The organism is Streptomyces sp. NPDC050448 (assembly GCF_040655295.1).
Taxonomy (GTDB): domain Bacteria; phylum Actinomycetota; class Actinomycetes; order Streptomycetales; family Streptomycetaceae; genus Streptomyces.
This window is the reverse complement of the sequence record NZ_JBFAJR010000010.1, coordinates 51,831-74,807: the sequence shown is the minus strand read 5'-3', so window position 1 is coordinate 74,807 and position 22,977 is coordinate 51,831. Positions and strand designations below refer to the sequence as shown.

Annotated in this window: 16 protein-coding genes; 6 read left to right on the top strand and 10 right to left on the bottom strand. The window is 73.5% G+C overall.

Going from position 1 to position 22,977, the window contains the following annotated elements; all coding sequences use genetic code 11:
- Positions 1-56: 56 nt before the first annotated feature.
- Together purH and purN are read right to left on the bottom strand one after the other, a co-directional pair.
- Entirely contained in the window at positions 57-1,652 is a 1,596-nt protein-coding gene (purH, locus tag AB0I68_RS14645) for a bifunctional phosphoribosylaminoimidazolecarboxamide formyltransferase/IMP cyclohydrolase (RefSeq protein WP_363177631.1), read from the bottom strand.
- Complete coding sequence (gene purN, locus AB0I68_RS14640) at positions 1,649-2,272, bottom strand: phosphoribosylglycinamide formyltransferase (protein ID WP_363177630.1); 624 nt, start codon at positions 2,270-2,272, stop codon at positions 1,649-1,651. Before purN ends, purH begins: the two co-directional genes overlap by 4 nt.
- Before the next feature lie 188 nt (positions 2,273-2,460).
- Between purN and AB0I68_RS14635 the strand changes: the two genes are divergently transcribed.
- On the top strand, positions 2,461-3,180 hold the full coding sequence (locus AB0I68_RS14635) for a hypothetical protein (RefSeq protein ID WP_363177629.1): 720 nt from the start codon (positions 2,461-2,463) through the stop codon (positions 3,178-3,180).
- A gap of 13 nt (positions 3,181-3,193) precedes the next feature.
- Here AB0I68_RS14635 and AB0I68_RS14630 read toward each other — a convergent pair whose 3' ends face one another.
- Positions 3,194-4,795: a DUF6350 family protein gene (locus AB0I68_RS14630; RefSeq protein WP_363177628.1), complete on the bottom strand. Its 1,602-nt coding sequence runs from the start codon at positions 4,793-4,795 to the stop codon at positions 3,194-3,196.
- Positions 4,796-4,918: 123 nt separating this feature from the next.
- Between AB0I68_RS14630 and AB0I68_RS14625 the strand changes: the two genes are divergently transcribed.
- On the top strand, positions 4,919-6,706 hold the full coding sequence (locus AB0I68_RS14625) for a helix-turn-helix domain-containing protein (RefSeq protein ID WP_363177627.1): 1,788 nt from the start codon (positions 4,919-4,921) through the stop codon (positions 6,704-6,706).
- Between the two features lie 66 nt (positions 6,707-6,772).
- Here AB0I68_RS14625 and sucD read toward each other — a convergent pair whose 3' ends face one another.
- The 5 genes from sucD to AB0I68_RS14600 form a co-directional block, all read right to left on the bottom strand.
- Positions 6,773-7,663 carry a succinate--CoA ligase subunit alpha gene (gene sucD, locus AB0I68_RS14620; protein ID WP_363177626.1) on the bottom strand — a complete coding sequence of 297 codons (891 nt, stop codon included), beginning with the start codon at positions 7,661-7,663 and terminating at the stop codon, positions 6,773-6,775.
- Between the two features lie 21 nt (positions 7,664-7,684).
- Positions 7,685-8,863 (bottom strand): ADP-forming succinate--CoA ligase subunit beta, encoded by a 1,179-nt coding sequence (sucC, locus tag AB0I68_RS14615; protein WP_363177625.1) that lies wholly within the window; start codon positions 8,861-8,863, stop codon positions 7,685-7,687.
- A 282-nt stretch (positions 8,864-9,145) separates the two neighbouring features.
- Positions 9,146-10,312: a VWA domain-containing protein gene (locus tag AB0I68_RS14610; protein ID WP_363177623.1), complete on the bottom strand. Its 1,167-nt coding sequence runs from the start codon at positions 10,310-10,312 to the stop codon at positions 9,146-9,148.
- 92 nt (positions 10,313-10,404) lie between these two features.
- Positions 10,405-12,666 (bottom strand): DUF5682 family protein, encoded by a 2,262-nt coding sequence (locus AB0I68_RS14605; RefSeq protein ID WP_363177622.1) that lies wholly within the window; start codon positions 12,664-12,666, stop codon positions 10,405-10,407.
- Positions 12,663-13,769: an AAA family ATPase gene (locus AB0I68_RS14600; RefSeq protein WP_363177621.1), complete on the bottom strand. Its 1,107-nt coding sequence runs from the start codon at positions 13,767-13,769 to the stop codon at positions 12,663-12,665. Before AB0I68_RS14600 ends, AB0I68_RS14605 begins: the two co-directional genes overlap by 4 nt.
- Before the next feature lie 134 nt (positions 13,770-13,903).
- Between AB0I68_RS14600 and AB0I68_RS14595 the strand changes: the two genes are divergently transcribed.
- Positions 13,904-15,244, top strand: a complete 1,341-nt coding sequence (locus AB0I68_RS14595) for an SWIM zinc finger family protein (protein WP_363177620.1) — start codon at positions 13,904-13,906, stop codon at positions 15,242-15,244.
- 209 nt (positions 15,245-15,453) lie between these two features.
- Positions 15,454-17,037 carry a DUF5691 domain-containing protein gene (locus AB0I68_RS14590; RefSeq protein ID WP_363177769.1) on the top strand — a complete coding sequence of 528 codons (1,584 nt, stop codon included), beginning with the start codon at positions 15,454-15,456 and terminating at the stop codon, positions 17,035-17,037.
- A 57-nt stretch (positions 17,038-17,094) separates the two neighbouring features.
- Here the strand turns inward: AB0I68_RS14590 and AB0I68_RS14585 are convergent, their stop codons facing one another.
- Positions 17,095-17,499 (bottom strand): cobalamin B12-binding domain-containing protein, encoded by a 405-nt coding sequence (locus AB0I68_RS14585; RefSeq protein WP_054227722.1) that lies wholly within the window; start codon positions 17,497-17,499, stop codon positions 17,095-17,097.
- Between the two features lie 209 nt (positions 17,500-17,708).
- On the opposite strand from AB0I68_RS14585, the gene AB0I68_RS14580 reads away from it, so the two are divergent.
- Both AB0I68_RS14580 and AB0I68_RS14575 read left to right on the top strand, forming a co-directional pair.
- Complete coding sequence (locus AB0I68_RS14580; protein WP_363177619.1) at positions 17,709-18,500, top strand: alpha/beta fold hydrolase; 792 nt, start codon at positions 17,709-17,711, stop codon at positions 18,498-18,500.
- Positions 18,501-18,721: 221 nt separating this feature from the next.
- On the top strand, positions 18,722-20,323 hold the full coding sequence (locus AB0I68_RS14575) for a M23 family metallopeptidase (protein WP_363177618.1): 1,602 nt from the start codon (positions 18,722-18,724) through the stop codon (positions 20,321-20,323).
- Between the two features lie 105 nt (positions 20,324-20,428).
- Here AB0I68_RS14575 and pcrA read toward each other — a convergent pair whose 3' ends face one another.
- A complete protein-coding gene (gene pcrA / locus AB0I68_RS14570) occupies positions 20,429-22,936 on the bottom strand; it encodes a DNA helicase PcrA (protein ID WP_363177617.1) in 2,508 nt (835 codons plus the stop codon).
- Positions 22,937-22,977: the final 41 nt, after the last annotated feature.

Sequence of the window (22,977 nt, the reverse complement as noted above, 5' to 3'; positions counted from 1 at the left end):
AGGCCGCCACCCGCAGTGCTGCGGGTGGCGGCCTTCGCCGTTCTCGGGGTGCCGGCTCAGTGGAAGAAGTGCCGGGTCCCGGTGAAGTACATGGTCACGCCGGCCGTCTTCGCGGCCTCGATCACCTGCTCGTCACGGACCGAACCGCCCGGCTGGACCACGGCCTTGATGCCCGCGGACGTCAGGATCTCCAGCCCGTCCGGGAAGGGGAAGAAGGCGTCGGAGGCGGCGTACGAGCCCTGCGCGCGCTCGGCGCCCGCCCGCTCGACGGCGAGCTTCGCCGAGTCGACGCGGTTGACCTGGCCCATGCCGACGCCGACCGAGGCGCCGTCCTTGGCGAGCAGGATCGCGTTCGACTTGACGGCCCGGCAGGCCTTCCACGCGAAGGCGAGCTCGGCGAGCTCCTCCGGGGAGAGGGCGTCGCCGGTGGCGAGGGTCCAGTTCTTCGGGTCGTCGCCCTCGGCCTGGCCCCTTCCCTCTTCGAACGTGTCGCTCTGCTGGAGCAGCACCCCGCCGGAGATCGGCTTCAGGTCACCCGGCTGGTGCGGACTGCCGTCGACCCGCAGGACCCGGATGTTCTTCTTCTTGGCCAGGATCGCGACCGCGCCGTCCTCGTACGAGGGGGCGGCGATGACCTCGGTGAAGATCTCCGCGACCTGCTCGGCGAGCTCGACGGTCACCGGGCGGTTGACCGCGATGACGCCGCCGAAGGCCGAGAGCGGGTCACAGGCGTGCGCCTTGCGGTGCGCATAGGCGACGTCCGCGCCGACGGCGATGCCGCACGGGTTGGCGTGCTTGATGATCGCGACGCAGGGCTCGTCGTGGTCGTACGCGGCGCGGCGGGCGGCCTCGGTGTCCACGTAGTTGTTGAAGGACATCTCCTTGCCGTGCAGCTGCTCGGCGTTGGCGAGCCCGCCCGGCTGGCCGTCGGTGTAGAGGGCGGCGGCCTGGTGCGGGTTCTCGCCGTAGCGGAGGGTGGACTTGCGCTCCCACGCGCCGGCCAGGAACTCGGGCAGCACGGCCTCCGGCTCCGGGGCGTACGCATTCGTGAACCAGGAGGCCACGGCGACGTCGTACGCGGCGGTGTGCTGGAAGGCCTCGGCCGCCAGCCGCTTGCGCGCGGTGAGGTCGAAGCCGCCGCCCTGGGCTGCGGCGAGGACGTCGGCGTACCGCGCGGGGCTGGTGACGACGGCGACCGAGGGGTGGTTCTTGGCGGCGGCGCGGACCATCGACGGACCGCCGATGTCGATCTGCTCCACGCACTCGTCGGGGGTGGCGCCCGAGGCGACGGTCTCCCGGAACGGGTAGAGGTTGACGATCACCAGGTCGAAGGGCTCGATGCCGAGCTCGGCGAGCTGGCGCTGGTGGTCCTCGAGGCGCAGGTCGGCGAGGATGCCGGCGTGCACGCGCGGGTGCAGGGTCTTGACCCGGCCGTCCAGGCACTCGGGGAAGCCGGTGAGCTCCTCGACCTTGGTGACGGGCACGCCGGCGGCGGCGATCTTGGAGGCGGTGGAGCCGGTGGAGACGAGCGAGACGCCCGCCTCGTGCAGGCCGCGGGCCAGCTCCTCCAGTCCCGTCTTGTCGTAGACACTGACGAGCGCGCGCCGGATCGGTCGCTTCGACGAGGTGGTGCTGCTCTCTACGGCGGTCACTGGATTGTTACCTTTCGTCCCTCAATGCGGTAGCCGTGCCGGGCCAGGCGCCCCACGACGTCGACGAGCAGCTGACGCTCGACTTCCTTGATGCGCTCGTGCAGAGCGGCTTCGTCGTCCTCGTCCCGGACCTCGACCACACCCTGGGCGATGATCGGACCGGTGTCCACGCCGGCGTCCACGAAGTGGACCGTGCAGCCGGTGACCTTCGCGCCGTAGGCGAGGGCGTCCCGTACGCCGTGGGCGCCCGGGAAGGCCGGGAGGAGGGCGGGGTGCGTGTTGATGAAGCGGCCGCCGAAGCGGCCGAGGAACGACGCGCCCACGACCTTCATGAACCCGGCGGACACGACGAGGTCCGGCGCGTGGGCGGCGGTCGCCTCGGTGAGGGCGGCGTCCCACTCCTCACGGGTCCCGTACGCCTTGACCGGGCACACGAAGGTGGGGATCCCGGCCTTCTCGGCCCGCTCCAGGCCGACGATGTTCTCGCGGTCGGCCCCCACGGCGACGACTTCGGCGCCGAAGCCCTCGGGTCCGCCGGGGTGGGCGTCGATGGCGTCGAGCAGGGCCTGGAGGTTGGTGCCGGAACCGGAGACCAGCACGACCAGGCGGGAGGCGGCCATGGGAGGCCCTTTCTGCGGGAATGCGTCCGTACATCTTGTGTGATCAGACAAAACTTCGGCATCCCGAAATACGGGGGACTCTACGAAGCCGCCGACCGCCTGCAACGATACCGGCACACCGGACAGCCCCCGAGGGACGGGGGGACGGGCGAGGGGTAGCGTCTGGCATACAAGCCGCGTACGGCGCGGTGCGCAGCACCGTGCAGCACGTCAACAGCCCTTCGACCGCCCGTCAACGCACGATGCCCACGACGTACTTCGACGTCCACGACACAGGGGAAGTAACGCACTCGATGCCGGATCGCCGCCAGCCCGACTCCTCCACCGACGACAACCCCTTCGCGGCTCCCCCGGAGGGCCGGCCCGACCAGCCGTGGCAGCCGCGCAGCGGTGGCGACGGCGGTGGCGGCCGTCCGGGCGAGGACCCCGGCTCCGGCCCCGGCGGGCCGGCGCGCTGGGACCCGGCGGACCCGGTCCAGCGGCGCGCCCGGTACGCACTGCTGGCCGGCATGTGGGGCTTCTTCTTCGGGATCTTCGGGATCCCGTCGGTGGGGCTGCTGCTGGGTGCGCTCGCCCTGTACTGGGGGATCAGCGGGCTGCGCGGGAAGCCGGCGGCGGCCAGGACCGGGACGGATGCGCTGGTCGGCGGCGCGCCAGCCGCGCCTGCCGCCCAGGGGGGCCTGGCGGCCCTCGGGCCGGCCGCCCGACCCCAGCGGACTGCGGCGATCGGCGGGCTGATCACGGCCTCGCTGGCGATCCTGCTGGCCCTGACCTCGTACGGCTTGCAGCTGGCGTACAAGGACTTCTACGTCTGCCGCGAGGACGCCCTCACGAAGTCGGCGGAGCTGCAGTGCAACACGCTGCTGCCCGACAACGTGCTGGGCAAGATCCTGAAGGTGCAGCGGTAGCGGTTCCGCCGCCTCAGACCGGGGGCTTGCGGCGGGCCAGCACGCGGGCGCCGGTCACGGACGGAACGAGGGGCTCGGGATCCCCCGGCGGGACCTCCTCCACCGGGGCCGGAATCGGCGTCAGGTCCAGGTGAAGCCCCGTCACGACGGTGAGCCGGCGGGGCGGTTTGACCGTGCCGGCCGGCGCAACGGGGGCGACGGGGGCGACGGGCGAAGGCTCCGCCGGTACCGGGGCCGGCGGCGCGTCCGGGGCCAGGTCGGGGATCAGGGCGCCCGCGACACGCCGCAGGGCCTCCCAGCGCAGTTCCCGTACGCCGCTGTCGTGCCACGCGTCCTCCGTCGCGTCCGCCTGCCGGGCGGGCCGGGTCCGCCAGGAGTGCACCGCCAGCGCCACCGCCACCGCCGGGAGCAGCGTCCATGCGAAGGCCGCCGCGCCCGTCGTCCACCACACCGGGCCGAAGCTCGCCAGCCCCCGCGAGCCGAGCGGCCCCGACGAGGCCGCCGCGAGCCCGGCCAGCACCAGCCCGCACACGAGCGCGCCGAGAGCCGCCGTCAGAGCGGTTTCCCGGTACGGGACTTCACGCGCCCGGCGTACCGCGAACCACCCGACTGCCAGCCCGGCCACCACCGGCACCCCGGCGGTCGCACAGGTCAGCAGGGTCCCGGGCCCCTCCGGCGGCAGCGCCGCCAGCAGCGGGAACCTCGGCAGCGCGGGCGAGCCGGCGAAGCCGAGCGGGGTCGCGGTCGCGCCGGGGCCGAGGGCGAAGCCGGGGCCGAGGGCGTAGGCCGCGCCCCACACCATGGCGTTCGGGAGCAGCGCGAGCGCGAGGAGCAGGACCGCGAAGCGGCCGGACCAGACCCCGGTCAGCTCCAGGAAGGACCCCTGCACCTCCGCGGCGTGCCAGGCGAGCGAGGCTCCGACGAGCAGCGCGCCGCCGCCCAGGAGGACGAGGGCCCCGGCGGCTCCGGCGCGCAGCGCGAGGGCGTAACGGGGGCGTGCGACGGCCCTCCGTACGGCTCCCGGCGTCCACTCGGGCAGCGGCCCGACCGGACGCCCCTTGGCCGCCCACACCCCGCCGGCGGCGGCGAGCACGGCGACCAGCGGGACGTGCCAGGCGGCGCTGAGCGGGTTGGCGGGCATGGGACCGCCGGCCGCGTAGACGGTGGCCAGCGACCCGACGCAGAGGTATCCGCAGGTCACGGCCGAGAAGACGGCGCTGGTGGGCAGTACCTCGTCCCCGTCGCTGCCGTCGCCCGAGGCGCTGCCGAGGCGGGCGGCGCGGCGCATGAGCAGGGCGGGCAGCGCGACGAGCAGCAGCGGGGTCACGCCGACCGGGGCCGGTACCCCGGACAGGGTCTCGTACCGGACCAGCTCGGTCCCGTGGGCGAGCAGCCAGAGCCCGGCGGCCAGGTGCAGGGCGCCGCCGGGGCCGCTGTCGGGGTAGGGGGAGCTGATCCACAGCACGATGACGAGCACGGCGAGGAAGCCGAGCCCCAGCCCGGCGGCCACGGCCCCGCCCAGCACACAGGCGGCGGCGGCCGGCGAACGGCGCCGTCCGGCGGCGGCCCGCGGGGCCGTAGGCAACGGGGTCCCGCGTTCGGTCACTTGGGTCACCCCGCCATGGTGCCAACGACACGCGCTATGGGCGGGTAACAGGCGAATACCCGTGGTGTCGCTCAATATACGTTTTATGTACTTGTTCGCCCAGGGCTGCCGGCAGGTCACGGGGAGTGTGGCATGACAGAGAGCGTCGGGGAGCCGAGGCTCCCCTCGCCCAAGGAACGCCGCAGACTGCGCGAGGCGGCGGGCCTGACGTACGAGGACGTCGCGACGGCGGTGGGCGTCACGGTCAGCACGGTCCGCTCCTGGGAAACGGGCAGTACCGACCCCCGCGGCCCCAAACGCGAGGCGTACGCCGATCTCCTGACGGCCCTCAGGCCCCCGGCTCCGCCCGCTCCGGCCCCCGCGCCGCAGCCCCCGCCGCTTGCCGGTCCAGCCGGCACGGCCGACGCTGTGACGCCGCCTCAGGCCCAAGCAGCCCCGGCAGCCACCGGGACACCGCCGGGCTCCGAGGCCGGCGACCACGCCACGGCATGCGCCGGACCGCCTGCCGCCGAACGGCCGGCACCCGTCCGAGCCACCGGCCTCGCCGGGCCGGAAGCCGCGGACACCCCGCCCGGCGCCACGCCGTCGGTTCCCGCGGGCGCGCAGGACACCACCCCGGCGGCTCCTGCGTCACCGCCGGGCTCCGCAGGTGCGAGTGACGCCGCGTCATCGGCCGGGGGCCGAGTTGCCCCGGCCGACACCCACCCGTGGGGTTCCGCCCGGGAGACCGGCCTCCGCGCCGGCGCGGACGCGGACGCGGACGCGACTGATGCCGTGGCCGGCGGTACCGCGGGACGCGACGGGGCCGCCCGGTCCGGTCCGGAGCCGGCTCCCGCCCCCACGACCCCGGAGGGGCAGGAACCAACCCACACGTCCGGAGCCACGGCAACCGGCCCCGAGGGGTCCGGGCAGACACCCGGCGCAGACACCGCACCCCACCCGGAGGACTCCGAACCGACCCCGGCCGACGCCACGGCAGTTGGCACCCACGGGCCCGCACCGGCCCCCGCCGGAAACACCGCGGCCCACCCGGAAGGGGACGGGCGGGCGTCCGGCGACGTCGCCGGGCACGGCCCCGGGGGCGCGGGCGCCGATCCGGAGCGGCGGAACGGGCCCAGGGGGGTGTTCGATGCGCTGTACGAGTACGCCGCCCCCGCCCTCACGCGGCAGGCGTACCTGCTCACCGGCCGGCGCCGCCTCGCCCAGGAGGCCGTCGAGCGGGCGTTCCAGCAGGCCTGGGCGCGGTGGCCCGAGGTGGCCACCGATCCCGACCCCGTCGGCTGGGTGCGCGCAGCCGCGTACGAGTACGCCCTCTCCCCCTGGCACCGGTTCCGCCGCGCGCACAAGCACCCCGACAAGGCACCGGCCGCCCCCGCCGACCGGATCCTGATGGACGCCATGCTGGCGCTCCCCCCGGCCCACCGCCGTACCGTCCTGCTCTACGACGGCGTCGCCCTCGACCTCCCCGACGCCGCCGCCGAGACCGAGGCCAGTACCCCCACCGCCGGCAACCGCCTCCTGCACGCGCACGCCGCCCTCGCCGACCGGGTCCCGGAACTGGCCGCCGCGCCGTCCGAGAAGCGGTCCGCGCTGCTGCGCGAGCTGCTCGGCGCGGTCAAGCCGGCCGTCCCGTTGGAACCCCGCTCCGCAGTCTCCGTACGCGTCGCCGCCGAGCGGCGTACCCACGGGTGGACCCGTGCGGTCCTCGGCCTGAGCGCCGTGATCGCCGTCGCCACCGCGTACACCACCGCGACCGCGCCCCGGCAGTACGAGCCCCCCGTCCCGCTCGGCGCGAGCGTCTCCGGGGTCCCCCCGCTCAGCGGCCCTCAGCGGCCCACCCAGCAGACCCGGCAGCTGCACGACAAGCTGCGCGCCCACCCGGCCCACGGGCCCGCCCGGATCGCCCCCAAGCCCGAATAACGGGCGTGGCCCGCATCCCCTGGGGGATGCGGGCCACGCCCGTACACGTACCTGCAGCGGCAAGCGCTACTGCGCGGCGTTCAGGATCTCGCGCGCGAGCTTCGCCGTCTCGGTCGGCGTCTTGCCGACCTTGACGCCGGCGGCCTCGAGGGCCTCCTTCTTGGCCTGTGCGGTGCCGGAAGAGCCGGAGACGATGGCGCCGGCGTGGCCCATGGTCTTGCCCTCGGGGGCGGTGAAGCCCGCGACGTAGCCGACGACCGGCTTGGTGACGTTCTTCGCGATGAAGTCCGCCGCACGCTCCTCGGCGTCGCCGCCGATCTCGCCGATCATGACGATCAGCTCGGTCTCCGGGTCGGCCTCGAAGGCCTCCAGGGCGTCGATGTGCGTGGTGCCGATGACCGGGTCGCCACCGATGCCGACGGCGGAGGTGAAGCCGATGTCACGGAGCTCGTACATCATCTGGTAGGTCAGCGTGCCGGACTTGGACACGAGACCGATCTTGCCGGGCTTGGTGATGTCGCCCGGGATGATGCCGGCGTTGGACTGGCCGGGGGTGATCAGACCCGGGCAGTTCGGGCCGATGATCCGGGTCTTGTTGCCCTTGGCGGTGGCGTACGCCCAGAAGGCGGCGGAGTCGTGCACCGCGATGCCCTCGGTGATGACGACGGCCAGCGGGATCTCGGCGTCGATGGCCTCGACGACGGCGGCCTTGGCGAAGGCCGGCGGGACGAAGAGGACGGAGACGTTGGCACCCGTCGCCTTCATCGCCTCTTCGACGGAGCCGAAGACCGGGACCTCGGTGCCGTCGAAGTCGACGGTCGTGCCGGCCTTGCGCGGGTTCACGCCGCCGACGATGTTGGTGCCGTCAGCCAGCATCAGCTTGGTGTGCTTCATGCCCGTGGCACCGGTCATGCCCTGGACGATGACCTTGCTGTCCTTGTTGAGGAAGATAGCCATGTGAGTCTGTGACCTCTGCCCTTACTTCGCAGCCGCGAGCTCGGCGGCCTTGTCGGCCGCGCCGTCCATGGTGTCCACGCGCTGCACCAGCGGGTGGTTGGCGTCCGAGAGGATCTTGCGACCCAGCTCGGCGTTGTTGCCGTCGAGACGGACGACGAGCGGCTTGGTGACCGCCTCGCCCTTCTCCTCCAGCAGGGCCAGCGCCTGGACGATGCCGTTGGCGACCTCGTCGCAGGCGGTGATGCCACCGAAGACGTTGACGAAGACGGACTTGACGTCCGGGTCGCCGAGGATGATCTCGAGACCGTTGGCCATGACTGCGGCGGAGGCGCCACCGCCGATGTCCAGGAAGTTGGCGGGCTTGACGCCGCCGTGGTTCTCACCGGCGTACGCGACGACGTCGAGGGTGCTCATGACGAGACCCGCGCCGTTGCCGATGATGCCGACCTCGCCCTCGAGCTTGACGTAGTTGAGGTTCTTCGCCTTGGCGGCGGCCTCGAGCGGGTTCGCGGCCGCGTGGTCCACGAACTCCTCGTGGCCCGGCTGGCGGAACTCGGCGTTCTCGTCGAGCGAGACCTTGCCGTCGAGGGCGATGACGTCGCCGGAGGCGACCTTGGCGAGGGGGTTGACCTCGACGAGGAGCGCGTCCTCGGCGATGAAGGTGGCCCACAGGGTCACGAGGACCTCGGCGACCTTCTCGGCGACCTCGGCCGGGAACTGCGCCAGGGCGACGATCTCGCGGGCCTTCTCGATGGTCACGCCTTCGTTGGCGTTCACCGGGACCTTGGCGAGCTTCTCCGGGGTCTCCTCGGCGACCTGCTCGATGTCCATGCCGCCCGCGACCGAGGCCATGGCCAGGAAGGTGCGGTTGGTGCGGTCCAGGAGGTACGAGACGTAGTACTCCTCGAGGATCTCGGGAGCGGTCTCGGCGATCATCACCTTGTGGACCGTGTGGCCCTTGATGTCCATGCCCAGGATGTCCGTCGCGCGGGCGACGGCCTCGTCCGGGGTGGCGGCGAGCTTGACGCCGCCGGCCTTGCCGCGGCCGCCGACCTTCACCTGCGCCTTGACGACCGACTTGCCGCCCAGTCGCTCGGTGGCCTCGCGAGCCGCCTCAGGCGTGTCGATGACTTCACCGGCCAGCACCGGTACACCGTGCTTGGCGAAGAGGTCCCTCGCCTGATACTCGAACAGGTCCACGCGCGTCCGTCCCTTGTCTTCAAAGATTCGCAGTGATTCGCGGTTGTCTGCGTGGGCGTGCCGCGGAGGGCAACGTGACGGCGCTGTCACTAGGGAGGCGCACACGGTGACCGTGGACGCGGCATGTCCGTCCCGCAGGTTATCCCCGTGGGACGTGGGTCCCTAAATCGCAGATCACACCTGAGCGGTGATACCTGTCACAGATCGCCTCACGGTTGAACTGGAACTTCGTGTGATCCGCCAGGTGCGGCGGCGCCGACCGGGGGCGGTTCGGGGGACGGTTCAGGGGACCGGGAGCGGGCGCTTCTCCAGGGCCGCGGCCATGACCTCCGGGAACAGGTCGGGGGTGCAGGCGAAGGCCGGGGCGCCCAGTGCCGCGAGGGCCGCGGCGTGCTCGCGGTCGTAGGCGGGGGCGCCCTCGTCGGACAGCGCGAGCAGGGTCACGAACTCGACTCCCGACGCCTTCATCGCGGCGACACGGCCCAGCATCTCGTTGCGTATGCCGCCCTCGTAGAGATCACTGATCAGGACCACGACGGTGTCGGCAGGGCGGGTGATTTTCGACTGGCAGTAGGCGAGGGCGCGGTTGATGTCGGTGCCGCCGCCGAGCTGCGTGCCGAACAGGACGTCCACCGGATCGTCGAGCTGATCCGTCAGGTCCACGACGGCGGTGTCGAAGACGACGAGCCGGGTCGCGACCGAACGCATCGAGGCGAGCACCGCGCCGAAGACGGAGGCGTAGACGACGGAGGCCGCCATCGATCCGGACTGGTCGATGCAGAGGATCACCTCTTTCTTGACCGACTGCGCCGCCCGGCCGTAGCCGATGAGCCGCTCGGGGACGACGGTCTTGTGCTCGGGCAGGTAGTTCTTCAGATTCGCCCGGATGGTCCGGTCCCAGTCGATGTCCGCGTGCCGGGGGCGGCCGGTGCGGGCGCAGCGGTCGAGGGCGCCGGTGAGGGTGGCCCTGGTGCGGGACCCGAGCCGCTTCTCGAGCTGCTCGACCACCGTGCGGACGACGGCGCGGGCCGTCTCGCGGGTCGTCTCCGGCATGGCTTTGCTGAGGGAGAGCAGGGCGGCGACGAGGTGGACGTCGGGCTCGACGGCCTCCAGCATCTCCGGCTCCAGGAGGAGGGTGGACAGGCCGAGCCGCTCGATGGCGTCCCGCTGCATGACCTGGACGACGGAGCCGGGGAAGTACGTACGGATGTCGCCGAGCCAGCGGGCCACGTTCGGGGCGGACCCGCCGAGCCCGCCGCTCCGCTCCCCGGCGGACTTCCGGGCACCGCCGCTCCCGTAGAGCGCACCGAGCGCGGCGTCCATGCCGGCGTCGCGCCCGCTCAAGACACACCCGGTCCCGTCCCCGTCCCCTCCGAGCACCATCCGCCATCTCCGCAGCCGCGCCTCGCCCGCGGCGCTGCCGTCCGCCGGAATCCCCGTACTGGCCATCGGCCCGTCCCCTCTGCTCGTCCCGCCCGCCGGCCCGTGCGGCCGGCGTGTGTCCGTATCCGTCCCGCCCACCGCCGCGGGGGTGGCGCCCGTCATCCCGGCGAGCCGGAGAGGAGGAGGCCGAGCACCGGGAGGACCGCGTCCGCGCGGGCCGGGTCCAGGGCCGGGGCGAAGCCCTCGGGGGCCCGGTCCGGCGCGGGCTTCGCCGACGGGCCGCGGCGGACCAGCTCGCCCAGGGTCCGCTTGACGCCCGGCTCGTACGCCCCGAACGTCCTGCGCAGCAGCGGCAGTACGTCGATGAACGCACCCTCCGGCACCGAGACGAGCCATGCGTCGATCAGCCCCAGCAGCCGGTCGTCGTGGACCAGCAGCGTGCCCCCGCCCGTGCCGCCCCCGGCGAAGCCGTCGATCCAGCCCGCCGCGTCCGGCGGCGCCGCCGCCGGGGACAGCGCGAGCCCCATCAGCCGCGCCGTCTCCTTCGCCGGGAGCCGCCCGTCGTCGAGGAGCAGCCGGGCCGCCCTGCCGCGGATCACCCCGGGCACCGCGTCCCGGCCGGCCAGCGCCCGCAGCACCGCCGACCAGCGCTCCCGCAGGCCGTCCACGTCGTCGAGGAGTCCGATCGCGCCGTGCACCCCGTCCACGTGGCCCCGCAGTTCCCCGGCTGCGTCCGCGTCCAGCCCGGCCGCGCACGCGGGCGGCAGCGCCACGCATATCCGCTCGGCGAGCCCGCCCGCGACCGTGCCGAGGGCCGACGCGTCGGTCCCCCGTACGTCCCCGTACCGCAGCGAACGGGCCAGCGCCGGCAGGGCCTGGGCGAGCCGCGCCACGTCGGTGTCCAGCGCGGCCCGGTCCGCGAGGGCCCGCAGTACGGCGGGCAGCGCCTCGGACAGCCCGGCCAGCAGGCACCGCTCGGCCAGCGCCGTCACCTCGCCGAGCTCCGCCGCCGCGGCCGCGTCCGCCTCGGCCTTGGCGGTGGCGGCCGCCAGGACGGTGGTGCCCCAGATCCCGGCCTCGGCGACCCGCACCGACAGCTCCGGCTCCCAGCGCAGCCGCCACGTCTCGCGGAACGTCCCGGTGCTCCCCCGCGAGGCGGCCGGCGTGCCCCAGCCGATGCCGAGCAGCCGCAGCCGGTGCAGCAGCAGGGACTTGGCCGCGTCGGTGTCCTTGCGCAGGTCGAGCTCCAGCTCGCGCTCCTGCGCCTCGGCCTTGAGCCGCAGCGAGCGCTGCTGCCGGCTCAGGTCCCGCTGCAGGGGTACGACGGGTGCCCCTTCGGGGACCTCGCCGAGCACGTCGCCGACGACCAGGCGGTCCTCGACGAGCGCGAGCGGTATGTCGGAGCCGTCGCACATCACGGCCCGCACCGCCTCGAGGGTCTCCGTCAGCCCGGCCGCCGGCCGCCCGCGCACCGCGGCCAGCGTCCCCGCCAGCCGGACCGCCTCGATGACGTGCGCCGGGGAGACCTGCCGGTCCTCCTCCCGCAACAGCCCGGCGGCCTTGGTCAGCCACCGCTCCACCGGCCGGTCGCGGGCCGCGAAGAGGTGCGCGTACCAGCCGGGCGAGGTGATGCCCGCGCCGTACCCGCCGGCCCGGGCGAGCCGCCGGTGGGTCCAGGGCACCCAGGTGGTCTCCACCTTGACCTTGGGGAGTCCGGTGAGCAGTGCCTTGTCGGCGGCGGCCGTGGTCTTCGCGCGCAGTGCCGGGACGTGCCAGGCCCCGCACACCACGGCGTACGCGTCGCCGAACTCCCGGCGGGCGGCCCGCATCCGCTGCCGCATGTACGCCTCGCGCACCGGGTCCCGGGCGTGGCCGCCGTCCCCGTACGCCTCGCGCAGGGCCCCCATGGCCTCCCCGAGCGCCTCGAACGCGGCGAGGGGGTCCTCCCGTACGGCGCCGCGGTGCTCGACCACGTCCTCCCACCAGCGCTCGGGGTCGTCGTACCCGGCGGTCTCGGCCAGCACCGCGAGGGGGTCCGGCCGTACGGAACCGGCCGCGTCCGGGCCGGTCTCCGCGGCCAGCGTGTGGGTGGCCGGGAGGTCGATGAACCGCACCGGAACCGCTGCGTCCTGCTCCTGCGCCCAGCGGATGGCGACCCACTCCGGCGAGAACGCGGCCAGCGGCCAGAACGCGGCCCTGCCCGGATCGTCGGCGGCGTGCGCGAGCAGGGCGACGGGCGGCCGCATCCCGGGGTCTGCGGCCAGCGGCAGCAGCGCGTCCCCCTCCGGCGGGCCCTCGATCAGCACGGCCGCCGGGCGGGCCGCGTCGAGGGCGGCCCGCACCGCGCGGGCCGAGCCGGGCCCGTGGTGCCGTACGCCCAGCAGCAGCGGCCCCCGCCGCTCGGCGGCCGGGCCGCTCATGCCGTCACCTCCCGGCAGGCGCGGTAGAAGTCCTTCCAGCCGTCCCGCTCGCGGACCACGGCCTCGAGGTACTCCTGCCAGACGATCCGGTCGGCGGCCGGGTCCCGGACCACGGCGCCGAGGATTCCGGCGGCCACGTCGGACGGGCGCAGGACGCCGTCGCCGAAGTGGGCCGCCAGGGCGAGGCCGCCCGTGACGACGGATATGGCTTCGGCGGTGGACAGCGTGCCGCTCGGCGACTTCACCTTCGTACGGCCGTCGCCGGTGACCCCGTCGCGCAGCTCGCGGAAGACGGTGACGACGCGGCGGATCTCCTCCAGGCCCTCGGGCACGGCCGGCAGGTCGAGGGCGCGGCCCATCTGGTCGACGCGGCGGGCGACGATGTCGACTTCGGCGTCGGCGGTGGCGGGCAGCGGCAGTACGACGGTGTTGAAGCGGCGGCGCAGCGCGCTGGAGAGCTCGTTGACCCCGCGGTCGCGGTCGTTGGCGGTGGCGATGAGGTTGAAGCCGCGCACGGCCTGCACCTCCTGGCCGAGCTCCGGTATGGGAAGCGTCTTCTCGGACAGGACGGTGATGAGGGTGTCCTGGACGTCGGCCGGGATGCGGGTGAGCTCCTCGACGCGGGCGGTCATGCCCTCGGCCATGGCCCGCATGACGGGGCTCGGTACGAGGGCTTCGCGGCTGGGCCCGTGGGCGAGGAGGCGGGCATAGTTCCAGCCGTACCGGATGGCCTCCTCGGGGGTGCCGGCGGTGCCCTGGACGAGGAGGGTGGAGTCCCCGCTGACGGCCGCGGCCAGGTGCTCGGACACCCAGGTCTTGGCGGTGCCGGGGACGCCGAGCAGGAGCAGGGCGCGGTCGGTCGCGAGGGTGGAGACGGCGACCTCGACGATGCGGCGCGGCCCGACGTACTTGGGCGTGATGACCGTGCCGTCGTCGAGGGTGCCGCCGAGCAGGTACGTGGCCACGGCCCACGGGGAAAGCTTCCAACGCGTCGGACGGGGCCGGTCGTCGGCGGCCGCCAGGGCTTTCAGTTCGTCCGCGAAGGCGTCTTCGGCGTGCGGTCGCAGCGCGCCTGCGCCCTTGTCGCTCTCGGGCGTGGTCATGGTCCCCCTCCAATGCTCGGCAGCCGCTTCCGGCTGCTGGAACAACGGTGCACCACGCCACTGACAACACCCCTCCCCTACACCGTTGTTGCAGGTCAGAGCGATTGTCAGTGGGGGTCTCTACGGTGGAACACATGACTGAGCAGGGGGTCCGCTGGACGGCGGAACAGGTACTGGCTCTGGCTCCTGACGATGCGTCGCGCAAGGCGGGGGCCAAGCTGGGCGGGGCGGGTCCATGGTCACAGACCGGAGGTTCCGCTTCCGGTTCGGTGTGGGGGTTGTGCAAGGGCAGCGGCAGTACGCCGTACCGGACGGTCGTGGACCTGAGGGGCCCCGCGTACAAGTGCTCCTGCCCGAGCCGGAAGTTCCCGTGCAAGCACGCGCTCGGGCTGCTGCTGCTCTGGGCGGCGGAGGGGTCCGGCGAAACCGGCGAGGCGCCGGACTGGGCCGCCGCGTGGCTGGCGGAGCGGGCGGCGAAGGCCGCGCGACCCGCGGCCGCGGCGGCCGGGCCGGTGGACGAGGAGGCGGCGAAGCGCCGGGCCGAACGGAGGGCGGCCCGGATCGGCGCCGGCGTCACCGAGCTGGAGCAGCGGCTCGAGGACGTGCTGCGCGGGGGCCTGGCCGGCCAGCAGCAGGCGGGATACGCGCCCTGGGAGGAGACCGCCGCACGGATGGTCGACGCGCAGGCGCCAGGACTGGCGGCGCGGGTGCGGGAGTTGGGGACGATACCCAGTTGCGGTCCCGGATGGCCCGCCCGGATGCTGGAGGAGGGGGCGCTGCTGCACCTGCTGAACCGGGGTTGGCTCGGGCTGGCAGGTCTGCCGGAGCCGCTCGCCGCGACGGTCCGGAGCAGGGTGGGGCTGCCGGGTATCGCCGCGGAGGGGGAGGTCGTACGGGACCGCTGGCTGGTGCTGGCCCAGTACGACTCGGCGTCACCGGACGGCCGGCTCATCACCCGCCGGACATGGCTGCGCGGGCTGGGGAGCGGGCGCCCGGCCCTGGTGCTGGACTTCGGTCCGCCCGGGCGGCCTCCGGGGCTGGCACTGCCCGTGGGGCTGGTGCTGGAGGCGGAGGCTCGCTTCCGGCCCGGTTCGGCGGGGCTGCGGGCGGATCTCGGGGAGAGATCCGCGGCGGCCGCGCCGTGCGATCGGGCCCCGGCCGGGGTCGGTACGGGGGCGGCACTGGAGGCGTACGGGGCGGCGCTGCGGGAGGACCCGTGGCTGGACTCGTGGCCGGTGGTGCTGGGCCCGGTGATCCCGATACCGGGGGAATCGGGCTGGCAGCTGGCGGACGCGGAGGGCACCTCCGCGCTGCCGGTCACGCTCGCCGGGGGGCGGTCGCGGTCCGGACTGTGGCAGCTGGCCGCGCTCTCGGGCGGCGGCCCGGTCACGGTGTTCGGCGAATGCGGACACCGCGGATTCACTCCGTTGACGGCCTGGCAGCCGGGCTGCCCGGAACCGGTCGCCCTGGGGTGACGGGGCCGGGGGGCCTCGTAGGGGAGGGAACGCCGGCGCGGGGGCGCCGACGTGCACGAACGATGAAGCCGGGGGGCTTTTGTGAACGACAACCACGCAAGCTGAAGGGTCGGCGGACGGGGCGCGAAAGCTGCTCCGGTCCCGCGGAGGGGGCGGGACCGGAGCGCTGCACGACGAGAGGGAGGGACGCGGTGACGGCGACGACGGCCATGGACACGACTACTACGACGACTGCGGACACGGGTTACGGGGAGTGGGAGGAGCTGGTCGGTGCCGCGCTGCTGGGCACCGGACGGCGCCAGGGCAGCCCTGCGGCGCTGCTGGACGCGGCGGCCGTGCAGACCGTACGGCGCCGGGCCGGGCTGCGGCCCGCCGAGGCGGGTCCGCGGCCGGATCCCGCGCCGCGGGATCCTCGCCCGGCTCCGCCGGAGCCGGCCCGGCGGCGGCTCGCGCAGCTGCTGGCCGGCCGGACCGGCGCGGGCGGCGGCGGCCGGCGCGGGGCGGCCCCGGATCTGACGGAGCTGCTGCCGCAGTGGCTGGCCGCCGCCGGGCGGCACGGCTACCGGGCGCCGGCCGCGCTGGTGCCGGCGCTGCTGGACGCGGCCCGGGCCCGCACGGACCTGCGCCCGCAGGCCGTGGCCCTGGCCGGGGCGCGGGGGCTGTGGCTGGCCCGGCTGAACCCGGACTGGCGGTTCGCCCTGCGCGGCGGGGCGGGCGGCACCGGCGAGCTCCCCGACCCCGGGAACCGGGCCGCGGTGGAACGGCTGTGGCAGGAGGGGCTGTTCGCGGAGCGTGTGGCCCTGCTGGGCACCGTACGGGCGCACGAGGCGGCGGCCGCGACGCGGCTGCTGTCGACGACCTGGGCCACGGAACGGGCCGAGGACCGGCTGATGTTCCTCGACTCGCTGCGGGTGGGGCTGGCGGAGGGGGACGAGCCGTTCCTGGAGGCGGCGCTGGGCGACCGGAGCCGCAATGTCCGGGCGACGGCCGCCGAGCTGCTGTCCGCGCTGCCGGAGTCCGCGCTGGCCGGGCGGATGGCGGAGCGGGCGCTGGCCTGCGTGGGGCCGCAGGGGGTGACTCCGCCGGCCGCCTGCGATGCGGGGATGCTGCGGGACGGCGTGGTCAAGCAGCCGCCCGCCGGACGCGGGGAGCGGGCCTGGTGGCTGGGCCAGCTGGTGGAGGCGGCGCCGCTGTCCTGCTGGCGGGAACGGTTCGGGGGGCTCGGCCCGGCGGAGATCGTGGCGCTGCCGGTGGCCGGGGGCGAGAGCTGGCGGGAGGAGCTGCACGCGGCGTGGTGCCGGGCGGCGGTGCGCCAGCGTGATCCGGGCTGGTCGAAGGCCCTGCTCGGCTCGGCGTCGGCGCCGACCGCGACGGCCCCCGGCACGGCGTCGCTCGCGGAGCGGGCGAAGCTGCTGTCGATCCTGCCGGATGCGGAACGGGCGGAGTGGGTCGCGGAGTTCATCCGGGCACACGGCCTGTCGGAGGCGTTCCAGCTGCTCGGCGTGTGCGTGGTGCCGTGGGCCGGGACGCTGGGGCGGGCGGTGGTGGACGCGCTGGACGCCGCGCGGGAGGCGGGCAGCTACCCGTGGAGCTTCAGCGGGGTGATGGGTTTGGCGGAGCGCTGCCTGGATCCCGCGGCGGCCGACCATCTGGAGTCCCTGACGGAGGCCTCGGACGGCCCGCCGGACACGTCTCCGGGCGCCGCGGCGTACTGGTCGGAGGCCTTCCAGCGCCTGGTGGCCACCTTGCGCCTGCGCGCCACGATGCTCTCGGAGCTGGCCCCGAGACCCTGACCCGCCGAGGGCTACCGCTGCGCGGAATTGATCCCGCGCAGCGGCGGCCCCGGGCGGTTACGCGGTGCGGACGTGGGCGCGGACCCAGTCCACGATCGACGTCGTCGTCGCGCCCGGGGTGAAGATCTCGGCCACGCCCTTCTCCTTCAGGGGGGCGATGTCGTCCTCCGGGATGATGCCGCCGCCGAAGACCTTGATGTCCTCCGCCTCGCGCTCCTTGAGCAGCTCCAGGACCCGCACGAACAGCGTGTTGTGCGCGCCCGACAGGATCGAGAGGCCGATCGCGTCGGCGTCTTCCTGGATGGCGGTGTCCACGATCTGCTCGGGGGTCTGGTGGAGGCCCGTGTAGATGACCTCCATGCCCGCGTCCCGCAGCGCACGCGCGATCACCTTGGCCCCGCGGTCGTGGCCGTCGAGACCCGGCTTGGCCACCACCACACGGATCGGACCGGTCACACCCATCGCACTGCCTCCCGAGTGAACGAACGTTAAGTACAGCATCGCGCACACCCCCGTTTCACGGTCAACCACGAGGGGGAAATCACACGTGGGACGGCGTTGATTCACCGACAGGGGGAGCCGCACCGGGGGCGCCGCGCCACCGTACCGACAGCCGCACGGCACGGTGGCGCGGCCGGCCGCAGTCCCAAAAGGCTTAGGGGAGGCCGTCGATGGGGCTGTCCATACCCGTATCCGTACCCGCGTCCGGGGCCGCGCTGCGGGCCGGTGTGCTCGAGGCGGTGGTCCTCGGCGGCCACCTGCTGCTGTACCCGACCGGGATACGCCAGGAAAAACCCGCCGAAACAGGAAAAAAGCACCTCGGGCAGACGCCCGCACTCCTGCTGCACGGGTTCACCGACAACCGGTCCGTGTTCGTCCTGCTGCGCCGCACCCTCGCCGCGGGCGGACGGCGGCAGGTGGAGACGTACAACTACTCCCCCTTCACCCGCGACCTGCGCGTCACCGCCCGCCACCTCGCCCGGCGCGTCGAGGAGCTGTGCGAGCGCACGGGACAGGAGCAGGTGGACCTGGTCGGGCACAGCCTGGGCGGGCTGGTCGGGCGGTACTACGTCCAGCGCCTCGGCGGCGAGGCCCGCGTCCGCACGCTCGTCACGCTCGGCACCCCGCATTCCGGCACGCGGGTCGCCCCGTTCATGGACGCCCACCCGCTGGTCCGGCAGATGCGCCCGGATTCCGAGGTGATGGCCGAGCTGCGGGCACCCGCGCCCGGCTGCCGGACCCGATGCGTGGCGTTCTGGAGCGAGTTCGACGAACTGATGGATCCGACCGAGACGGCCCGCATCGAGCATCCGGATCTGCGCGTGGAGAACGTGCAGGTCACTGGTATCGGACACCTCGCCCTGCCCGCCCACCCCGCCGTGACGGCGGCGGTCCGGCGCGCCCTCGACGGGTCCGGTCCGGCCGTCGTCGAAGGCCTGGGAGACGCCGCTTCCGTCGCGTGAACACCAACCCACCGAGACTCGAACGGATTTCGAACTCAAGGCCAAGGCTCGGCCTTGCCGCGACCGAAAGGCGGCCGAATGCCCGGTTCCGGAAAGCCGGAAACCACTCGAAGATTGTCGTTGCCAGTAACCGCCGGGTACAGTCACGCCACTGCTCTCCCCAGGGAACCTCGAGTTCCCTGGCCACCCAGGCCCCCACTGCCGAGGCGAAAGAGAAGTTGGTGAACGACCGCCCCTCGTCGGGCCAGTACCCCGATTCCGGGTACGACGGCCTTTCCCACACCACTTTCGCTGGCGACTCGCCCTACGTCCCCTATGAAACGCAGGGCCAGGGGTACGACTACGCCTCTTACGCCTCCTACGAGTCCTACGAGACCGGCGCGTACGACTCCACCGCCTGGTCCGCTCAGGGAAGTTACGCGCAGGACGGCGGCTACCTGTCGACCATCCCCGCCCAGGGCGGCGTCCCCGAGGACACCGGCACCGACACCGGACTGGGGGCACCTCCCAGCGGTAGCTGGGGGACGGATACGAGCGGCTGGAACCAGCCGAGCAGCACGGACTATCAGGCCACCGCCTTCGACTACGAGCAAACCGGGCAGACCGGGCAGTGGGCGGTGCCGGGTTACGGCACCACGGGCACCGAGACCGGCGCGTACGACGCAACCGCCTGGAACACCGTCCCGCAGCACGAGCAGCAGACCCAGACCTTCTCGTACGACTACGCGTACGAGTACCAGCAGCAACAGCCGCAGTCGCAGTCGCAGTCGCACCAGGACACGGCCTACTCCTACGAGGCACCGGCCGCCGACGCCTACAGCGAGACCGCCGTCTTCGAAGTCCTCGGCAACGAAGACCCCGAGCCGGAGCTCGACCACGAGCTCGACCTTGACCTCGACTTCGGCCACGACTTCGGCCTCGACCCCGATGCCGACCTCGCGGACGCCCCGGTGCACGACCTGCCCACCCAGGCCATGCCGGTCACCCCGGCCGCCGCGCCCGTGCCCCGCGCCTCGCGCCGTGCCGGCGCCAAGACCAAGGCGACGGCCGCGTCCGATTCCCCGTCCGGAGGCGGCAGCAGCAGCCGGCGCCGCACCCCGGCGAAGCGTTCCGCCCTGCTGACCGTGGCCGTGCCCTCCGCCTGCGTGATGGGCGTCGCCGGTGTCGCGGCCGCCTCCGTCGGCGGACTCACCGCCGCGGACAAGCCCGCCGAGGGCACCACCACGATGGCCGCGCCCGACCCGGCTTCGGTGAAGCCCGTCGCGGCGAACAGCAAGCTCGACACCCAGCTGACGGCGCTCAGCGCCGACGCGGGCGACTTCGCGGACCGCGCGAGCCGTACGCAGGAGCGCATCGACCTGCGCCAGCGCCAGGACGACGAAAAGAAGAAGAAGGCGGAGGAGGAGGCGGCCAAGGAGGCGGCCCGCCCCAAGTTCGCGATCCCGGTCGAGCAGCACGGCCTCAGCGCCACCTTCGGCCAGGCCGGCGGCATGTGGATGTCCGTGCACACCGGCATCGACTTCCCGGTCTCCTACGGCACCCCGGTCATGGCCGCCACCGACGGCACCGTGCGCACCCAGTGGAACAGCGCCTACGGCAACATGGCCATAGTGACCTCGCCCGACGGCACCGAGACCTGGTACTGCCACCTCAGCAGCACCAAGATCCGGTCCGGAAAGGTCAAGGCGGGCGACGTCATCGCCTACTCGGGCAATTCCGGCAACTCCACCGGCCCGCACCTCCACTTCGAGGTACGGCCCGGTGCCGGCGCGGCGATCGACCCTCTGCCCTGGCTCCGCAGCCACGGCCTGGACCCGACCTAAGCCCCGGCCCAGCCTGGCCCGGCCCGGATCGCACCCGGCCCAGCCCGGACCGGCCGGATCGCAACCCGGCCCGGATCGCAACCCGGCCGGACCCGGCCGGAGCCGCTACAGCTTCTGCACCGGCGCGTAGCGCAGCAGCAGGCGCTTCGGCTTGTCGTCCCCGAAGTCGATGGTGGCCTGCGCGTCCGCGCCGGCGCCCCTGACCTCCATGACCGTGCCCAGCCCGAACTGGTCGTGCGTGACCCGGTCCCCGACCACCAGCGCGATGACGGGCTTGTCGGCGGCCCGGCGCGTCGCGAACCCGGACGGCCCCGACTTCGTACGCGACGACGACAGGAAAGCCTCCGGCGAGGTGCCGAAGGTCGCCTTCCCGGACCCGTAGCCCGACCCGTAGCCCGAACCCGAGCCGGAACTCCGCATCGGGCCCGCCGGCTTCTGCGCGGCGCCCGTGCGCTTCCATTGCAGGTACTCCGCCGGGATCTCCTCGAGGAACCGCGACGGCGGGTTGTACGAGGGGGTGCCCCATGCGCTGCGCATCGAGGAACGGGTCAGGTACAGCCGCTCGCGCGCACGCGTGATGCCGACGTACGCGAGGCGGCGCTCCTCCTCCAGCTCCTTGGTCTGGCCCAGCGCCCGCATGTGCGGGAAGACCCCGTCCTCCATGCCGGTCAGGAAGACCACCGGGAACTCGAGGCCCTTGGCGGTGTGCAGGGTCATCAGCGTGATGACGCCCGAGCCGTCCTCGTCCTCGTCCGGGATCTGGTCGGAGTCGGCGACGAGCGCGACCTGCTCCAGGAACTCCGCGAGCGTGCCCGGGTTCGTCTCGTCCCGGGCCTGCTCGAACTCCAGGGCCACGGCCGCGAGTTCCTGGAGGTTCTCGATCCGCGTCTCGTCCTGCGGGTCGGTCGAGGCCTGGAGCTCGGCGAGGTAGCCGGTACGCTCCAGCACCGCCTCCAGCACCACCGCCGGGCCCGCGCCCGAGTCGACGATCGTGCGGAGTTCCTCCATCAGCACGTTGAACCGCTTCACGGCGTTGGTCGAGCGTGCGGCCATGCCGAACGCCTCGTCCACGCGCCGCAGCGCCTGCGGGAAGGTGATCTTCTCGCGCATCGCGAGCGCGTCGATCATCGCTTCCGCGCGCTCGCCGATGCCGCGCTTGGGCACGTTCAGGATCCGGCGCAGCGGGACGTTGTCCTCCGGGTTCGCCAGGACGCGCAGGTACGCGAGGACGTCCCGGACCTCCTTGCGCTCGTAGAAGCGGACGCCGCCGACGACCTTGTAGGGCAGTCCGACCCGGATGAAGATCTCCTCGAACACGCGCGACTGTGCGTTCGTCCGGTAGAAGATCGCCACGTCGCCCGCCTTGGCGTCGCCCGCGTCCGTCAGCCGGTCGATCTCGTCGGCGACGAACTGCGCCTCGTCGTGCTCGGTGTCCGCGACGTAGCCGGTGATGACGGCGCCGCTGCCGGCCTCGGTCCACAGGTTCTTGGCGCGGCGGTTCTCGTTGCGCTCGATGACCGCGTTGGCGGCGGAGAGGATCGTCTGCGTGGAGCGGTAGTTCTGCTCCAGCAGGATCGTCGTCGCGTCCTTGTAGTCCTCCTCGAACTGGAGGATGTTGCGGATGGTCGCGCCGCGGAAGGCGTAGATCGACTGGTCGGCGTCACCCACCACGCACAGCTCGGCCGGCGGCAGGTCCGGATAACCGGTGCCGACGAGCTCGCGCACCAGCGTGTACTGGGCGTGGTTGGTGTCCTGGTACTCGTCGACCAGGACGTGGCGGAAGCGGCGCCGGTAGTGCTCGGCGACGTCCGGGAACGCCTGGAGCAGGTGCACCGTGGTCATGATGATGTCGTCGAAGTCGAGCGCGTTGGCCTCGCGCAGCCGCCCCTGGTACATCGCGTAGGCCTGGGCGAGGGTCTTCTCGAACCCGTCGGCGGCCTGCCCGGCGAACGCGTCCTCGTCGATGAGCTCGTTCTTGAGGTTCGAGATCTTGGCGTTGAAGGCCTTGGGCGGGAACTTCTTCGGGTCCAGGTCCAGGTCGCGGCAGACGAGCGCCATCAGGCGCTTCGAGTCGGCCGCGTCGTAGATCGAGAAGGACGAGGTGAAGCCCAGCCGCTTCGACTCGCGGCGCAGGATGCGCACGCACGCGCTGTGGAAGGTGGACACCCACATGGCGTTGGCGCGCGGTCCGACCAGGCCTTCGACGCGCTCCTTCATCTCGCCGGCGGCCTTGTTGGTGAAGGTGATCGCCAGGATCTGGCCGGGGTGGACGTTCCGCGCGGCCAGCAGGTGGCCGATGCGGTGGGTCAGCACCCGGGTCTTGCCGGATCCGGCGCCGGCCACGATGAGCAGCGGGGAGCCGGCGTGCACCACGGCCGCGGCCTGCTGCTCGTTCAGGCCGTCCAGGAGCGTCGCCGGGTCGATGACGGGCTTGGGGGCGCCGTCCCGGTAGTACGCGTCACCACTCCCCCCACCGCCGAAGGCCATGTCGAACCGGCCCCCGAAGAGATCGTCCGCACCCGGCTCCGGGGCGGCGTGCTCCTCGGGCGGCGGAGGGACCTCGTCGGAGGGGGTGAGGTCCGCCAGGAAACTGTCGTCAAAGAGGCTGCTCATCGCTTTCCGAGTCTAGGGGTCGGGACGGACACCCGGCCCCG

Bases quoted from the DNA above. Each gene is read 5' to 3' on its own strand.
- AB0I68_RS14610 (WP_363177623.1), bottom strand. From the start codon at position 10,312: ATGGCCAGTACGGGGATTCCGGCGGACGGCAGCGCCGCGGGCGAGGCG.
- AB0I68_RS14585 (WP_054227722.1), bottom strand. From the start codon at position 17,499: ATGGGTGTGACCGGTCCGATCCGTGTGGTGGTGGCCAAGCCGGGTCTC.
- sucD (WP_363177626.1), bottom strand. From the start codon at position 7,663: ATGGCTATCTTCCTCAACAAGGACAGCAAGGTCATCGTCCAGGGCATG.
- AB0I68_RS14595 (WP_363177620.1), top strand. From the start codon at position 13,904: ATGACTGAGCAGGGGGTCCGCTGGACGGCGGAACAGGTACTGGCTCTG.
- pcrA (WP_363177617.1), bottom strand. From the start codon at position 22,936: ATGAGCAGCCTCTTTGACGACAGTTTCCTGGCGGACCTCACCCCCTCC.
- AB0I68_RS14600 (WP_363177621.1), bottom strand. From the start codon at position 13,769: ATGACCACGCCCGAGAGCGACAAGGGCGCAGGCGCGCTGCGACCGCAC.
- AB0I68_RS14590 (WP_363177769.1), top strand. From the start codon at position 15,454: ATGGACACGACTACTACGACGACTGCGGACACGGGTTACGGGGAGTGG.
- AB0I68_RS14580 (WP_363177619.1), top strand. From the start codon at position 17,709: ATGGGGCTGTCCATACCCGTATCCGTACCCGCGTCCGGGGCCGCGCTG.
- AB0I68_RS14625 (WP_363177627.1), top strand. From the start codon at position 4,919: ATGACAGAGAGCGTCGGGGAGCCGAGGCTCCCCTCGCCCAAGGAACGC.
- purN (WP_363177630.1), bottom strand. From the start codon at position 2,272: ATGGCCGCCTCCCGCCTGGTCGTGCTGGTCTCCGGTTCCGGCACCAAC.
- AB0I68_RS14605 (WP_363177622.1), bottom strand. From the start codon at position 12,666: ATGAGCGGCCCGGCCGCCGAGCGGCGGGGGCCGCTGCTGCTGGGCGTA.